The sequence below is a fragment of the Caballeronia sp. INDeC2 genome, assembly GCF_023631325.1.
In the GTDB taxonomy this organism is placed as follows: domain Bacteria; phylum Pseudomonadota; class Gammaproteobacteria; order Burkholderiales; family Burkholderiaceae; genus Caballeronia.
Genome location: NZ_JALQDG010000003.1, coordinates 385,439 through 401,823, shown reverse-complemented (window position 1 = coordinate 401,823; position 16,385 = coordinate 385,439). Strand labels below are relative to the sequence as shown.

13 protein-coding genes are annotated in these 16,385 nt (G+C 65.5%); 9 read left to right on the top strand and 4 right to left on the bottom strand.

Annotation, left to right across the window (positions count from 1 at the left end):
* Positions 1-35 precede the first annotated feature (35 nt).
* The 9 genes from NCS28_RS03495 to NCS28_RS03455 all read left to right on the top strand — a co-directional run bounded on the left by NCS28_RS03495 (position 36) and on the right by NCS28_RS03455 (position 11,642).
* Positions 36-1,415: an amidase gene (locus NCS28_RS03495; protein ID WP_250512487.1), complete on the top strand. Its 1,380-nt coding sequence runs from the start codon at positions 36-38 to the stop codon at positions 1,413-1,415.
* A 142-nt stretch (positions 1,416-1,557) separates the two neighbouring features.
* Positions 1,558-2,076, top strand: coding sequence for a disulfide bond formation protein B (locus NCS28_RS03490; protein WP_250513049.1), 519 nt, complete (start codon positions 1,558-1,560; stop codon positions 2,074-2,076).
* Between the two features lie 272 nt (positions 2,077-2,348).
* Positions 2,349-3,857 (top strand): xanthine dehydrogenase small subunit, encoded by a 1,509-nt coding sequence (gene xdhA, locus NCS28_RS03485; protein ID WP_250512486.1) that lies wholly within the window; start codon positions 2,349-2,351, stop codon positions 3,855-3,857.
* Positions 3,854-6,196, top strand: coding sequence for a xanthine dehydrogenase molybdopterin binding subunit (gene xdhB / locus NCS28_RS03480; protein WP_250512485.1), 2,343 nt, complete (start codon positions 3,854-3,856; stop codon positions 6,194-6,196). Before xdhA ends, xdhB begins: the two co-directional genes overlap by 4 nt.
* A gap of 42 nt (positions 6,197-6,238) precedes the next feature.
* Positions 6,239-7,255, top strand: coding sequence for a xanthine dehydrogenase accessory protein XdhC (xdhC, locus tag NCS28_RS03475; protein WP_250512484.1), 1,017 nt, complete (start codon positions 6,239-6,241; stop codon positions 7,253-7,255).
* Between the two features lie 43 nt (positions 7,256-7,298).
* Positions 7,299-8,321 carry an adenosine deaminase gene (locus NCS28_RS03470; protein ID WP_250512483.1) on the top strand — a complete coding sequence of 341 codons (1,023 nt, stop codon included), beginning with the start codon at positions 7,299-7,301 and terminating at the stop codon, positions 8,319-8,321.
* Positions 8,322-8,330: 9 nt separating this feature from the next.
* Positions 8,331-9,704: an NCS2 family permease gene (locus tag NCS28_RS03465; RefSeq protein ID WP_250512482.1), complete on the top strand. Its 1,374-nt coding sequence runs from the start codon at positions 8,331-8,333 to the stop codon at positions 9,702-9,704.
* A gap of 24 nt (positions 9,705-9,728) precedes the next feature.
* Positions 9,729-11,057: a guanine deaminase gene (gene guaD / locus NCS28_RS03460; RefSeq protein ID WP_250512481.1), complete on the top strand. Its 1,329-nt coding sequence runs from the start codon at positions 9,729-9,731 to the stop codon at positions 11,055-11,057.
* 147 nt (positions 11,058-11,204) lie between these two features.
* Complete coding sequence (locus NCS28_RS03455) at positions 11,205-11,642, top strand: hypothetical protein (protein WP_250512480.1); 438 nt, start codon at positions 11,205-11,207, stop codon at positions 11,640-11,642.
* A gap of 22 nt (positions 11,643-11,664) precedes the next feature.
* On the opposite strand, the gene NCS28_RS03450 is transcribed toward NCS28_RS03455, so the two are convergent.
* From NCS28_RS03450 to NCS28_RS03435, 4 genes are read right to left on the bottom strand one after another with little or no spacing between them, the layout of a single operon-like run.
* Positions 11,665-12,729, bottom strand: coding sequence for a 2-aminoethylphosphonate aminotransferase (locus tag NCS28_RS03450; RefSeq protein ID WP_250512479.1), 1,065 nt, complete (start codon positions 12,727-12,729; stop codon positions 11,665-11,667).
* Positions 12,729-13,886, bottom strand: a complete 1,158-nt coding sequence (gene aepY, locus NCS28_RS03445; protein WP_250512478.1) for a phosphonopyruvate decarboxylase — start codon at positions 13,884-13,886, stop codon at positions 12,729-12,731. Before aepY ends, NCS28_RS03450 begins: the two co-directional genes overlap by 1 nt.
* Positions 13,879-15,576 carry a phosphoenolpyruvate mutase gene (gene aepX, locus NCS28_RS03440; RefSeq protein ID WP_250512477.1) on the bottom strand — a complete coding sequence of 566 codons (1,698 nt, stop codon included), beginning with the start codon at positions 15,574-15,576 and terminating at the stop codon, positions 13,879-13,881. Before aepX ends, aepY begins: the two co-directional genes overlap by 8 nt.
* Positions 15,573-16,361, bottom strand: coding sequence for a phosphocholine cytidylyltransferase family protein (locus NCS28_RS03435; protein ID WP_250512476.1), 789 nt, complete (start codon positions 16,359-16,361; stop codon positions 15,573-15,575). Before NCS28_RS03435 ends, aepX begins: the two co-directional genes overlap by 4 nt.
* Positions 16,362-16,385: the final 24 nt, after the last annotated feature.

The window sequence follows — 16,385 nt, the reverse complement described above, 5'->3', positions numbered from 1 at the left end:
CCTTCTCGCTGCCGGCCACGCCACTGCCCGACGCCATGCCCACCACTTCGCCGCAGTTCGCCCCGCTCGCCCAACTCGCCGCCGATCTGAAGCGCGGCCGCACGACGAGCCGCGCGCTCGTCGAAGCGGCGCTCGAACGTATCGCCGATCCTGCCGGCCAGGGTGCGACCGTCTTCCTTCATGTCGATGCCGAACACGCCCGCGCCGCCGCCGACGCCCACGATGCGCTGCGCCGCGCAGGCACCGTGCTCTCGCCGCTCGCGGGCATTCCGGTGTCGATCAAGGATCTTTTCGATATCGAAGGCGAAGTGACGCGCGCCGGCTCGAAGGCGCTGCGCAACGCCGCTCCCGCGAAGGCCGACGCCGTCGCCGTCGCGCGCCTGCGCCGTGCGGGCGCGGTGATCGTCGGGCGCACCAACATGAGCGAGTTCGCGTTCTCCGGCCTCGGGCTGAATCCGCACTACGGCACGCCGCGTTCGCCGTGGCATGCGAACGTGCCGGGCGACGCGCGCATCGCGGGCGGCTCGTCATCGGGTGCGGCTGCGTCGGTGGCGGACGGCATGGCCGCCGTCGCGCTCGGCACCGACACCGGCGGTTCCATCCGCATTCCCGCCGCATTGTGCGGCCTCACCGGATTCAAGCCGACCGCGAGCCGCATTCCAAAGCAAGGCGGCGTGCCGCTGTCGAAGACGCTCGATTCGTTCGGGCCGATCGGCGTGTCGGTCGCGTGCTGCGCGCTCGTCGACCGCATTCTCGCCGGACGCGATTCCAGCGTGCCCGCGACGCGTCCGCTCGACGGCGTGCGCCTCGGCGTGCTCACGAACTACGTGACCGATGGCGTCGAATCGCCGGTCGCGAGTGCGGTCGCCGCGGCGGTCAATCATCTCGCCGCCGCGGGCGCGCTCGTGGAAGACGTGCGTTTCGCGCCGCTGGACCGGCTGCCCGAGATCAATCGCTATCCGCTCGTCGCGATCGAGGCTTACGCGTGGCATCGGAAATTGATGGCCGAGCGCGGCGACGAATACGACCCGCGCGTGCTCGCGCGTCTGAAGCGCGCCGAAGCGGCGAGCGCGGCGGATTACATCGACTTGTGTGAAGCGCGCGCCGCGATGATCGAGGAAGCGCGCACGACGCTGTGGCAGCGTTTCGACGCGATCATCTGCCCGACGGTGCCGGTGCTGCCGCCGCGCATCGCCGATCTCGAAAGCGACGACGACGCCTTCACGCGCACCAATGCGCTGATCCTGCGCAACCCGACCGCGTTCAATTTTCTCGATGCGTGCGCGCTGTCGCTGCCGTGCCATCCGCGCGGCGAAGCGCCTGTGGGCCTGATGCTCGCGGCCGCGCCGAACGCCGACGACACGCTGCTGTCGATCGGACGCGCGGTCGAAGCGGTGCTGGAAACGACGCGCTGAGCGCCTGAAAATGGGCTGAACGTCGCGGCCGATTTTGCGCATCGGGTGTTCGCGCTAGAATTCACCGCGATACGCGCGCAACTCAGGTGCTTCCTTCTCGAATCGTTGCGAAATAATGAACAACTCTTTGAATCACTTCACGATGCATCAGGATGACCGGGTGATGCGCCGCGAGCGCCGCCTGCTCGTGCTGCTCGGTTTTGTCAGTCTCAGTCTCGTCGGCGGCGCGCTCTATCTACAATTCTTCCACGGCGAAGATCCCTGCCCGCTGTGCATCATCCAGCGCTATTTCTTCGTGCTGATCGCGGTCTTCGCGTTTCTCGGCGCGGCTTTCCGTAGCTGGCGCGGCATTGCGCTTTTGGAGACGCTCGTCGCGGTTTCGGCGCTCGGCGGCCTCGCCACCGCCGCACGTCACGTCTATGTGCAGTCGCATCCCGGCTTCAGTTGCGGTTTCGATGCCCTTCAGCCGATCGTCGACGGTCTGCCGCCCGCAAGCTGGCTGCCGCAAGTGTTCAAGGTCGCGGGCCTGTGCGAAACGCCCTATCCGCCGATTCTCGGGCTGTCCTTGCCGCAATGGTCGCTGATCGCGTTTGCGCTGATTTTCGTGCTGGTCGCGGGCAGCGTGCGTCTGAAGCGCAAGCTGCGCACGACGGTCCGGTAAATTATTCCGGGCGGCCCCTTCTTGCCGCCCGCTTTCCCCGCTTCATCGCGCTCTACGCGCTTCCTCCTTTCCCGCATCAGCGCATCCGCATAATCTTGATACGTGCCCGGCAATATTTTTGGGATATTGGGGTGTTAAGGTCGTGCCTGGATGGCGATCTACGTGCGCGCAGTCCGATTCGTTCAAAGGCAGCCTAGCGTTTTCTCACGGCAACCCATGAAGCGAACGGAAACCGCGTAACGCGCGCCCGGTCCGCAATGTCTTCCCGAGTCATGACAACGCAAACCATCCGCTTTCTTCAACGCGGCGCCGTACGCGAAATCGGCGACGCGCCCGCCACGCGCACGGTGCTTCAGCATCTGCGCGAGGACGCGCTCTGCACCGGCACGAAGGAAGGCTGCGCGGAGGGCGATTGCGGCGCATGCACCGTCGTGATCGGCGAACTCGACGCGTCCGGCGCGCTCGCGCTCAAAGCCGTCAACGCGTGCATCCAGTTTCTCCCGACGCTCGATTCCCGCGCCCTTTTCACCGTCGAAGATTTGCGTGGCGAAGATGGCGCGCTGCATCCGGTGCAGCAGGCGCTCGTGGACTGTCACGGCTCGCAATGCGGTTTTTGCACGCCGGGCTTCGTGATGTCGCTGTGGGCGCTCTATCACCACCATCCGCGCGATGCGGGCCCGCCGTCGCGCGATGAAATCGCCGTCGCGCTTTCGGGCAATCTGTGCCGCTGCACAGGCTATCGGCCGATCGTCGATGCCGCGCAGCGCATGTTCGAGTATCCGCGTCCGTCGTTCGATCCCGATGCCATCGCGCGACAGTTGCTCGCGCTGAAGCGCACGCAGACGTTCGAGTACCGCGCGTCCGATGCATCCGGGCCGCACACGTTCCACGCGCCCGTCACGCGCGCGGAGTTCGCCCGATTGCGCGCCGCGCATCCGAGCGCGCGTCTGCTCGCGGGCAGCACCGATGTCGGCCTGTGGGTCACGAAGCAGTTCCGCGATCTCGGCGACGTGTTGTACATCGGCAACGTCGACGAGCTGAAGACGATCGAGCGCGACGCGCACACGCTGACGATCGGCGCGGCCGCCTCGCTCGACGATGCGTATGCCGCGTTCGCCGCCGACTATCCCGAACTCGCCGAATTATGGACGCGCTTCGCGTCGCGGCCGATCCGCAACGCGGGCACGCTCGGCGGCAATGTGGCGAACGGCTCGCCGATCGGCGACTCGATGCCGGCGCTCATCGCGCTGAACGCGGAACTCGTGCTGCAGAAGGCCGACACGACCCGCACGATGCGCCTCGACGCGTTCTATCTCGGCTATCAGAAGACCGCGCTCGATGCCGGCGAATTCGTCGCGGCGATTCGCGTGCCGCGTCCGGTCGCGGCGCTGCGCTTTCGGACGTACAAGGTGTCGAAGCGTTACGACCAGGACATTTCGGCGGTGTGCGCGGCGTTCGCGATCCGGCTCGACGGCAACCATCGCGTGACGGATGCGCGCATCGCGTTCGGCGGCATGGCGGCGACGCCCAAGCGCGCGGCGCAAGCCGAAGCGGCGCTCGTCGGCCGAGAATGGAACGAAGCGTCGGCGCGCGCCGCGATGGCCGCGCTCGACGCCGATTTCCAGCCGCTCACCGACATGCGCGCATCGAGCGCCTATCGCGCCAAAGTGGCGCGCAACGTGCTCTGGCGCTTCTATCTTGAAACGCGTCCGCACGCCCCGCTCGCGCTCGCCGATGTGAACGCCTTCGCGTACGCCGCGCACGGAGAGGAAACGTCATGAACCGACTGACCGAACCGATGGTCCTCGACGCCGCCGGAGCCGCGCTGCCGCACGAATCGGCGGCGCTGCACGTGAGCGGCGAAGCGGTCTACACCGACGACATTCCCGAGTTGCGCGGCACGCTGCACGCGGCGCTAGGTCTGTCGCGGCACGCGCATGCGCGCATCGTGTCGCTCGATCTGGATGCAGTACGCGCCGCGCCGGGCGTCGTCGCGGTGCTGACCGCGGCGGACATCCCCGGCGAGAACAATTGCGGCCCGGTGCTGCACGACGATCCGATTCTCGCCGCCGATGTCGTGCAGTACCTCGGCCAGCCGGTATTCGCCGTCATCGCCGAGAGTCACGATCTGGCGCGCCGCGCCGCCGCGCTCGCGAAAAGCGAGGACGTCGTGCGCTATGAGCCGCTCGAGGCCGTGCTCACGCCGCGCGAAGCGAAGGCGCGCAACCAGTTCGTGCTGCCGCCGCTGCATCTGAGGCGCGGCGACGCGGCCGGGCGCATCGCATCGGCGAAACATCGGCTCGCGGGCGAATTCGAAGTCGGCGGGCAGGAACAGTTCTATCTCGAAGGACAGATCGCCTACGCGCTGCCGAAAGAGCAGGACGGCATGCTGGTTCATAGCTCGACGCAGCATCCGAGCGAGATGCAGCAGGTCGTCGCGCACATGCTCGACTGGCCGACGCACGCCGTGCTCTGCGAATGCCGGCGCATGGGCGGCGGCTTCGGCGGCAAGGAATCGCAATCTGCGCTGTTCGCGTGCGTGGCGTCGCTCGCGGCGCATGTGCTGAAGCGTCCCGTGAAGCTGCGCGCCGATCGCGACGACGACTTCATGATCACCGGCAAGCGCCATGACGCGGTCTACGAATACGAATGCGGCTTCGACGACGACGGGCGCATCGCCGGCGTGCGCGTCGAGATCGCGTTGCGGGCGGGCTATTCGGCGGATCTGTCGGGCGCCGTCGCCACGCGCGCCGTCTGCCATTTCGACAACGCGTACTTCCTGAGCGATGTCGACATCCGCGCGCTGTGCTGCAAGACAAACACGCAGTCGAACACCGCGTTTCGCGGCTTCGGCGGCCCGCAAGGCGCGCTCGTGATGGAAGTGATCGTCGACGAAATCGCGCATCGGCTGCAACGCGATCCGCTCGACGTGCGGCGCGCGAACTATTACGGCGTCGGCGAACGCAACGTAACGCCTTACGGCCAGCCGGTCGAGGACAACGTGATCGCGGGATTGACCGACGAACTCGTCGCGTCGAGCGAATATCGGCAGCGCCGCGCCGACATCGCCACGTTCAACGCGAAAGGCGGCGTGCTCAGGCGCGGCATCGCGTTCACGCCGGTCAAGTTCGGCATTTCGTTCAACGTGCCGTTCCTGAATCAGGCGGGCGCGCTCGTGCACGTCTACAAGGACGGCTCCGTGCTCGTCAATCACGGCGGCACGGAAATGGGCCAGGGGCTCAACACGAAGGTCGCGCAGGTCGTCGCGAGCGTGCTCGGCATCGGCTTGCAGCGCGTGCGCGTCACGGCGACCGATACATCGAAGGTCGCGAATACATCGGCGACGGCGGCATCAACGGGCAGCGATCTGAACGGCAAGGCCGCCGAAGCCGCAGCGCTCGCGATCCGCGCGCGTCTCGCCGAACTCGTCGTAAAACAGCTCGGCGGCAATGCGGCCGACGTGCGCTTTCACGGCGGCGTCGTCGAGGTGAACGGCGGGCAGATGCCGTTCGATCAGCTCGTCGCGGCCGCGTATCTCGCGCGCGTGCAATTGTGGTCGGACGGCTTCTACGCCACGCCGAAAGTGCGCTGGGACGCGAAGACGCTGCAAGGCCATCCGTTCTACTACTTCGCGTACGGCGCGGCGGTGTCGGAAGTCGTGGTCGATACGCTCACCGGCGAATGGAAGCTCCTGCGCGCCGATCTGCTGCACGACGCGGGACGCTCGATCAATCCGGCAATCGACATCGGCCAGGTGGAAGGCGGCTTCATCCAGGGCATGGGCTGGCTCACGACCGAGGAACTGTGGTGGAACCGAGACGGACGCCTGATGACGCACGCGCCGTCGACCTACAAGATTCCGGCCGTCAACGACGCGCCCGCGATCTTCAACGTCGCCCTCTTTCGAAACGACAACGCCGAACCGACCGTTTTCCGCTCGAAAGCCGTGGGCGAGCCGCCGCTCTTGTTGTCATTTTCTGTGCTGCTCGCGATACGCGCGGCGATCGCCTCCGTCGCGCCCGACTCGGCCGATGCGCCGAAACTGCGCGCGCCGGCGACGCCCGAAGCAATTCTAGACGCGCTGTCTGTCGAGGCCGAAGAAGCCGCCCCGGTAAACTAGCGCCTGCGACGACGCAAAACGACATTTTCTGGAGCTCACTCGATGCAAGTTTGGCTGAACGACCTGCAACACCTGCTCGCGCACGGCGACGCCGTCGTGCTCGTGACGGTCGCGCGTGTCGAAGGCTCCGCGCCGCGCGAGCCGGGCACGAAGATGATCGTCACGCGCGAGGACGCGCGCTACACGATCGGCGGCGGCCATCTGGAATGGAAGGCCATCGAGACCGCACGGCAAGTGCTGAAGGACGGCATGCGCAGCCCGCGCATGCGGCGGCTGGAGCGTTTCGCTCTGGGCCCGAGCCTCGGCCAGTGCTGCGGCGGCGCGGTCGTCCTGGCGTTCGAGCGGCTCGACGTATCCGATCTGAACTGGGTGACGACGCTCGCGAAACGCACCGCGCAGGGTTTGTCGACCGTGCGCAGCGTCTCGTTCGCGCCGATGCCCGACGCCGTCATGCTCTCCGATCCCGAACCGGGCACGACCGACGCCGACTGCCTCCTGTGGGACGGCGCCGGTTTCGACGAGAGCGGCGCGCTCCTGACCGAAACCATCGCGCCGCGCGACTTTCAGGTGGTGCTGTTCGGCGCGGGCCACGTCGGAGCGGCGCTCGTGCGCGTGCTCGCGACGCTGCCCTGCCACGTCACCTGGGTCGACGAGCGCGACGCGGTGTTTCCCGCGCCCCAGTTCGTGCCGGACAACGTGACGATCGAGCCGAACGACGCGCCCGACGAAGCCGTCGACCGAGCGCCGCCCAACGCGTACTTCATCGTGATGACGCACAACCACACGGTGGATCTCGCGCTGGCGGAATGCATTCTCAGACGCGGCGACTTTGCGTTCTTCGGCATGATCGGCTCGTTCACGAAGAAGAAGCAGTTCGAGCATCGGCTCGCGGCGCGCGGCATCGACCCCGCGCGCATCGCGCGGATGGTGTGTCCGATCGGCATCGACGGGATCGTCGACAAGGCGCCCGAAGTGATCGCCGTTGCAGCGGCAGCCCAACTGCTGCAGGCGGTCGAAGCCCACGCTTCGAGCTACTCGTCGTCGCAACAGACCGCCTGACCCACAGGCGCAACCGTAGCCCCAACACAACAACACAGCCCACATGAACCCCACACTCGCCGACAAGATTGCGCGCGCGCCAAAAGCCGAGCTGCATATCCATATCGAAGGGTCGCTCGAACCCGAGCTCATTTTCGCGCTTGCGAAGCGCAACGGCGTGAAGCTCGCGTACGACTCGATCGACGCACTGCGCGCCGCGTACGCCTTCACCGACCTGCAATCGTTCCTCGACATCTACTACGCGGGCGCGAGCGTGCTGCTCACCGAAGAGGACTTCTACGACATGACGATGGCCTATGTCGAGCGCGCGCTCGAGGACCACGTCGCGCACGCCGAAATCTTCTTCGATCCGCAGACGCACACGGAACGCGGCGTATCGATCGAAACGGTCGTCGCGGGCATCGATGCCGCGTTGGCCGAAGGCGAGAAGCGCGGTTTGTCGAGCAAGCTGATTCTCTGCTTCCTGCGGCATCTTTCCGAAGAAGACGCGCTCGCGACGTACGAAAGCGCGTTGCCGCTCTTCGACAAATACGCGCATCGGCTGATCGGCGTCGGGCTGGATTCGTCGGAGCGCGGCCATCCGCCGTCGAAGTTCGAGCGCGTGTTCGCGAAGGCGCGTGAGCGGGGCCTTAAGCTCGTCGCGCATGCGGGCGAGGAAGGTCCGCCGTCGTATGTGTACGAAGCGCTCGATCTGCTCAAGGTGGATCGCGTCGATCACGGCGTGCGTAGCATCGAGGACGCGGCGCTCGTCGCGCGTCTCGCGGATGCGCGCATCGCACTGACCGTGTGCCCGCTCTCGAACATCAAGCTCTGCGTGTTCGACGACATGACGAAGCACACGCTGAAAGACCTGCTGGATCAAGGCGTCGCGGTGATGATCAACTCCGACGATCCCGCCTACTTCGGCGGCTACGTCAACGCGAATTACTTCGCGATCGTCGACGCATTGAAGCTTACGGATAACGAGGTCTACACGCTGTTGAAGAACAGCCTGGAAGCCTCGTTCGTCACCGAAGAAGAACGCGACGCGATGGTCGCGCGCCTGGATCAGCACTGGAAGCAGTAAAGAACAAGCATGGAAACCACAGCAACAACATCACAACGCGACGCGACCGCGCTCGAACGCTTCTTCGGCATCCGCGCGGCGGGCTCGCGCACCAAGACCGAAATCGTCGCGGGCATCACGACGTTCCTCACGGCGATGTACATCATCGTCGTCAATCCGGGCATCCTTTCGCAGGCGGGCGTGCCGTTTCCGGCGGCGCTGACGGCGACCGTCGTCGTCAGCTTTCTCGGCAGTTGCGCGATGGGCCTCTACGCGCGCAATCCGGTGCTCGTCGCGCCCGGCATGGGCATGAACGCGCTCTTCGCGTTCGTCATGGTTCACGGCGGCAAGATGCCGTGGCAGACCGCGCTCGGCTGCGTGTTCTGGTCCGGCGTGATCTTCGCGGTGCTCGCGGCGTTCAACGCGCGCAAGCTCGTCGTCGATGCGATTCCCGCGAATTTGCGGCACGCGGTGTCGTGCGGCATTGGCCTCTTCATCAGCCTCATCGGCCTCGTGAACGCGAAGTTCGTCGTCGGCGATCCGGTGACGATCGTGCATTCGGCGTCGTTGAATCCCGTCGTCATCACGTTCCTGATCGGCCTCGCCGTCACGACGATTCTCGTCGCCCGCAAGGTCACCGGCGCGCTGATGCTCGGCATCGTGTTCACGACGATCATCGCGATTCCGATCGGCCGTTTCTACGGCGACGGCACCGCGTACTGGCCCGCCGCGATCGCCACGAAGACGCTCGTCAACTGGAACGGCCTGGTCGCCGCGCCGGATTTCTCCGCGATCGGCCAGCTCGATCTCGTCGGCTCGCTGAAGGTGATCTACTGGCCGTTCATCTTCGTGATGCTGTTCACGTCGTTCTTCGACGCGCTCTCCACGTTCATGGCGATTTCCGAGGCCGGCAAGCTCTACGACAAGGACGGCAATCCACGCAACATCCGTCAGTCGATGATCGTCGATTCCTTCTCCGCGCTCGTTTCCGCGCCGCTCGGCACGAGCCCGGCGAACGCGTATATCGAATCCGCAGCGGGCATTTCGGCGGGCGGGCGCACGGGCCTCGTCGCCGTTGTCGCGGGCCTGTGCTTCCTGCCCTTCCTGTTTCTTTCGCCGCTCCTGTCGCTCGTTCCGGCGATCGCCACCGCGCCCGCGCTCGTGCTCGTCGGCGTGTTCATGATGGAAGCGATCACGCAGATCGAATGGCATCGCTTCGATGAAGCCATTCCCGCATTCCTCGCGATGATCCTGATCCCGCTGACCTACTCGATCACCGATGGCGTCGCGTACGGCTTTCTCGCGTTCGTCGTCCTGAAATCGGCGACGGGGCGCGCGAAGGAAATCAAGCCGGCGATGTGGATCATCGCTGCCTTTTCGCTAGTGCTGCTTTCACAGCTTTAAACCCAGAAACGGAGACGTTGCATCATGACTCAAACCGCCTACCGCGCCCAGTTGCTGACCTTCCGGGAAGATCCCGCGCATGCCGCTGACGGCGCGGTCTACGAGGCCGATGGCCTTCTGATCGTCGAGGACGGCAAAGTGGCCGCGGCAGGCGCGTATGCGTCGCTGCGCGACAGGCTCAGTCCCGACGCGACCGTCCACACCATGCGCGACAAGCTGATCGTGCCGGGTTTCATCGACTCGCACATTCACTATCCGCAGACGGACATGATCGCCTCGCCCGCGCCGGGCCTGCTGCCGTGGCTCAACACGTACACGTTCCCGACGGAGCGCGGCTTCGAGAATCCGGCGATCGCGCGCGAAACGGCGAGCTTTTTCGTCGACGAACTGCTCGCCTGCGGCACGACGACGGCGCTCGTGTACTGCACGGTACACAAGCAATCCGCCGATGCCTTCTTCACCGAAAGCGAGGCGCGCAATCTGCGCATGGTCGCGGGCAAGGTGCTGATGGATCGCAACTGCCCCGAGTTTCTGCGCGATACGGCGCAATCCGGCTACGACGACAGCGCGGAACTCATCGCGCGCTGGCACGGCCGCGGCCGTCAGCACTACGCGTTGACGCCGCGTTTCGCGCCGACATCGACGCAAGCGCAGCTCGAAGCGTGCGGCGCGCTCGCGCAGCAGCATCAGGACGTGTTCGTCCAAAGTCATGTCGCGGAGAACACGGACGAGATCAAATGGGTCGAGAGCCTGTTTCCGGGGCATCGCAGCTATCTCGACATCTACGATCACTACGGTCTGCTGCGCCGCCGCGCGGTGTACGGCCACTGCATTTATCTCGATGACCGCGACCGCGAGCGCATGGCGGAAACGGGCGCGGTGGCGTCGCACTGCCCGACATCGAACCTGTTCCTCGGGAGCGGCCTGTTCGACTTCGAGAAGGCGGGCGCGTCGAACATGCCCGTGGCGATGGCGACGGATGTCGGCGGCGGCACGTCGTTCTCCATGCTTCAGACGATGGGCGCCGCCCACAAGATCGCGCGCCTGACCGGCTATCATCTGACCGCGACGCGCATGTTCTGGCTCTCGACGACGGGCGCGGCGCAAGTGCTCGAACTCGACGACAAGATCGGCACGCTGAGTCCCGGCAGCGAAGCGGACTTCGTCGTGCTCGATCCGAACGCGACGCCGCTGCTCGCCCGCCGCACGTCGCGCACGGAATCGCTGGAAGAACTGCTGTTCGCGTTCGCGCTGCTCGGCGACGATCGCGCGGTGTTCGAGACTTATGCGGCCGGCAAGCGCGTGCATTCGCGCGACAAGCGCAACACGGCGAAGCTGGAGCTGGCGGCCTGACGCGCCGTCTGCGATTCATCCGACAAGCGGCCTGCGGGCCGCTTTTTTGTTGGATCGGCCACGCGCGGCCCGACGATTCGCTCGACGTGTCGTGCAGGTTTGTTGCAATCTCGTTAAAGTGCAAGCTGTCCTGAACATCGCGTCAACATGAAGCACGCCGCCCGACTCTGCCGAATCGCCCTGACCGTGACGCTCGCGTCGCTCGGCGCGCTCGCGCACGCGAAGGCGATCGATGCGCAACTCGACTGCAAATCGACCGCGCATGATTTCGTCGCGCCGTTGCAGCGAGACGGACTGCTGGAAACCAGGCCGATGCGCGTGGAGCCGAACTCCGTCAATGCGTTCAAGCCCGTGAAAGGCGCGACGCTGACGGCTTATGGTTTCAAGGTCTACGTGGTCGTCGCTTACCAGAAGGACGACCCGGTCTTCAAGCCCGGCAAGGGCGAGCCGATCGCCGATTCGGCCTACGGTGCGGTCGTGTGGGGCGGCGATAAAGAGGTCGAACAGCAGGTGCGCGCCGCGGGCAGCGACGCGGATGTGCACCACGTCGCGCCCTTCATCACGGCGATTTTCTGCAAGCAGTGAGCGGCTCGCTCGTGACTCAGCGTCAGCGCAGCAATTCGACGAACGACGAAATCAACCGGTCCATATCGTTCGCATCGAGCGCGCCCATCGTCGAAATGCGGAACAGTTCCTTCGACAACCCGCCCTGCCCCGCATAGATCACGAAGCCCTTCGCCTTGAGCGCGTCATGCAGCGTCTCATACGTGACGCCCGCGGGCAGCCGGTACGCCCGCAACACCACCGACGACTCCTCGGGCGACAACGCGCTGTCGATGCCGAGCGACGCCAGCCCCGCGCGTACCTGCTCCGCGAGCTTCGCGTAACGCGCGTGCCGCGCACGCCAACCGCCCTCCTCTTCGAACTCGCGCAGCGCTTCGACGAGCGCGTAATACGCATGCACCGACGGCGTGAACGGCGTATTGCGCTCGTCCTGCAGCTTTGCGAGACGCGCGATGCCGAGGTAGTAATTGCGGCTCGCCGCTTTCGCCAGCGCATCGCGGCGCGCGATGACGAACGCCGCGCCCGGCACGCCGTGCAGGCACTTGTTCGCCGTCGCGGCGATCGCGGCGATGCCGCCGCCGTCGAAGTCGATTGCTTCGGCGCCGAAGCTGCTCACCGCGTCGAGCAGCAGGCCGATGCCGCGCTCCTTGCACGCGCGCGACAACTGATCGATCGCGTTCAGGCGGCCGGTCGTAGTTTCGTGGTGGATGATCGCGACGTTCGTGAACCGCTTGCTGTCGAGCAGCGCGATGATCGCGTCGATGTCCGGCGCCTGCATCCACTCGTATTTGGCGACTTCGTACTCGATGCCGTATTGCTTCGCGATCTGCGCGATGCGATCGCCATACACGCCGTTTTCCACGACGAGCAAGCGCCCGCCTTCCGGCACGAGACCGGCGATCATGCTTTCGACCGCGGCGGTGCCCGAGCCCGTCATGAGCACGGCGCTCCAGACGGCCGGATCGAGTTCGTAGGCGGCGACGAGACGCTGGCGCGCCTCATCCTGCAAATCGAAAAACTCCGGCTCGCGATGGCACAAGTCGGTTTGCAGCAGGCTCTTGCGCACGCGTTCGCTCAGCGTGACAGGACCCGGATTGAGCAGCAGCATCAACGGCCTCCAATGTGTTGTTGCAAACGCGCGCGCACGTCCTCGGGCGTGATCTTCGGGCGCGGCAAATCGCCCGGCGTGCCGGTCCTGATCGACAGGCGCGCGAAACGTGCGCCGTTCACGTCTTTCGCGTCGAAGAGACGATCGATCACGCCTATATCGTCGCCGTCGAGCGCGAGCGCGTAGCCGCACGCCGACGCGATCGACGCGAAATCGACTCCGCGCGATACCGTCGCCTGGCCGCCCGTCGATTCGTGCGCGCCGTTGTCGAGCAGCAAGTGAATCAGATTCGACGGTCCGTATGCGCCGAGCGTCGCGAAGACGCCCATGCGCATGAGCGCCGCGCCGTCGCCGTCGAGCGCGACCACGCGCAGATCGGGACGCGAAAGCGCGAGGCCGAGCGCCATCGGCGTGACGCAGCCCATCGAGCCGACGAGATAGAGCTGGTTCTCCCGGTCGTCGATCGCGTAGAGCTCGCGGCCGCAGAATCCGGTCGATGCGAGCACGACGGTCGTTTCCTTCGGCGTATTGGCGATGACTTGGCGCAGCGCGTCGTGGCGCGTCACGCGCTCGCCTTCGAAGCGCTGCACGGGCGCGGGATGCGCATTGGCGCGCACGCCCGACAAGCCCGTCTTCTTCAGCTCGAACGGCGCGACGCTGCCCTTCTGCATGACGAGCGCGTACGGACGGCCGGTGCTGTCCATGTACTGCGTCGCGCGATCGAGCGCCGGGCCGATCTGGTCGGCTTCCGTCGGGAACAGCTCCCACGGAATCTCCATCGTTTCGAGCATCTGCGGCGTGATCGGCCCCATCAGCGCGTGCTGCGGCTCGTCGTGCACGCCCGGCTGGCCGCGCCAGGTGACGATCAGCAGTTGCGGCAGACGGAATGTCCATGTCAGCGACGTCAGCGGGCTCACGGCATTTCCGAGGCCGGAGTTCTGCATCATCGCGATGCCGCGGCGCTTACGATTTGCGCCGAGTTCGACGCCCGCGATCAGCGCGACCGCATCGCCTTCGTTCGCCGCCGACACGTAATGCAGCGACTCGTCCTGCAACACGTAGTTGATGAAAGGCGTGAGAAACGAGCAAGGCACGCCCGCGTACCAGTCGAAACCACGCTCACGCGCGGCCTCGACGAACTGGGCGGCCTCAATCACGCACGTTCTCCGTTCCTTCCGAACCGATGGGCGTCTGACCGTGCGCGAAATCGCCCGCGCGACGGAAATCGTCGAGGTCGTTCACGCCGCGCCAGTGGCCGTGCACATACTGCACTTCGATCTTCTGCCCCGCGGCGATCAGCGCGTTGAGCAGCGCGGCCATGTCGAGCTTGTCGAAATCGGCGTGCTGCTTCAGCGTGTCGAGCGTCGCGAGCAGGCGTTCGCGCGCGCCGGCGCGCACTTTGATGAGGCCCATCCAGCGGCCTTGCGGCGCGCGGCCGTCCGTCAGTTTTTGCCCCGCTCCGACGACGCCATCGAGCCATACTTTCTGGCCGAAGAGCGCACGGTCGTCGGCGGTCGAGCAGTACGCGAAATCGGTCGCGGGAGCGCTTGCCTCCGGCGCTTGCGACGAATCGACGACCACGCAAAAGTCGCTGTCCGATTCGGTCAGATCGCGCAGGATGTAGCTGCGGAACAGCAGGTCGCCGTAGGAAATCACGGTGTCGCCGTTCATGTGCCCGACGGCGCACGCGAGCGATGCGAGCTCGCCCGTCGTGTCGTGCCGCTCGTTGACGACGAGGCGGATGCCGCCCTTCTCGATCGCATCGGCGCGATAACCGCCGACCACGGTGATGTCGTTGATGCTCTCCTTCTTGAACGCCTCGACGAGATGGCGCAGAAGCGGCTTGCCGGCGACCGGCAACATCACTTTCGGACGCGCTTCGGTCAGCGCTTCGAGGCCCGCGCCACGGCTCGCCGCGAGCACGATCGCGCTGCGCTTTTCGTTGGCCGCGCTCAGATAGATGTTTTCGGCCGCCGAGTACTCGTCCGCGTCCTGCAGACGGAAGATCTCGTTCACAGACGCTATGCGGTCTTCGACGTTCACGAGCGTCTCGCTGTCGTGGATTTCCTTCGCGATGGCCTGCATCGCGGAAACGGCGCCGCGAATCAGATGGTTCGCCCAGATCACGCAACTGATGCCGGCCTGACGGAACGCGTCGGTCGGCGTGCTGTAATACTTCGTCGGCACGATGACGAGCGGACCGCGCCCGGCCCACTCGCGCGCGAACGTCAGGATCTCGTCGGGCTTCGACAATTTGCTGTGGATCAGGATTGCGTCCGCGCCCGCCTGGCGGTACGCCTCGGCGCGCTTGAGCGCTTCTTCCATGCCCCAGCCGGCGATGAGCGCTTCCACGCGCGCGACGATCGAGAAGTTCGGATCGCTCTGCGAATCCTTGCCCGCTTTGATCTTGCCGCAGAATTCGTCGATATCGGCGAGCGGCTGCGCTTCGCCGTTGATGAAGCTGTTGGTCTTCGGGAACTGCTTGTCCTCGATGCACACGCCCGCGATGCCGCGCTGCTCCAGCTTCCTCACGAGACGGCGCACGTTGTTGAAGTTGCCGTAGCCGGTGTCGCCGTCGAGGAGGATCGGCAGATCGCTCGCGTCGGCCATGAATTCGAGGTTGTCGACGACCTGCGTCCAGCTCGCTTCGTTGTTGTCGCGCACGCCGAACTGAGCGGAAATCGACAGGCCCGAGCCCCAGATCGCCTTGAAGCCGGCTTCCTTCGCGATACGCGCTGAAATGCCGTTGTGCGCTTCCATCAGGAATTCGAGGCGATTGCTTTGCAGCATCTCGCGCAGGCGCATGGTGCGCGAGTAGCCCACGGGAATGTTTCCGGGTGCATTCATTGTTGGGAGGCTCCTGCAAACTGACGCAGCGCGTGCAATTGCGGCAGCACTTCGTCGGCCGCGCGCTTCACGTCGTTCTGAAAATCGATTTCGATCCACGGTGCGCCGGTCACGTCGGCGATATCGAACACGTGGGACGGGTTCTGCACATTCTCCAGCAACAAGTCGCGCACCGCTTCTTCGTGCGGCATCTTCGCGCGGCCCGACGCCACGTAACCGGCGCAGATGTCAGCGAGGCGTGTGGCGATCTTCTCGTCAAAGCGGAAGAAGCCGACCGATTCGCCGATGGTGTCGTACTTCAACCCCGCCGCGACCTGCTTGCGCAGTTCGACCGGCACGCCGTTCTCGATGCACAGCTTCACCGGCTCGTCGCCGGCTTCGAAATCGCGATCGATGAGAAGGCGATTCACCGAGCCGCCCGCGACGAGCGGCTCGACGATGCGTTCGTCGTAGAGCACGTCGGCGTCCATCAAAAGGACATCGCCGCCGCGCGTCATCGCGTCGCGCGCGGTGTGCACGGACAGCACGCTGCCGAGCGCGAATTCCTCGTTGACGACGATTTCGGTCTTCGGTTTCCAGTCGATGGCCGCGAGCTCCGCTTCGATCTGCTCGCTCTTGAAGCCGGTCACGAAGACGACTTCATCGACATTCGCGGACTTCAAAAAGTGCAGATGACGCTCCAACAGCGATGCATCGCCAAAGCGAAGCAGACACTTCGGCTTTTGCTGGCCTTCGGGCTGAACGAGGCGCAAGCCCATCCCGGCCGCAAGAATAATTGCGCGCATGCTTGTGTTCCCTTCGTGGGTGGG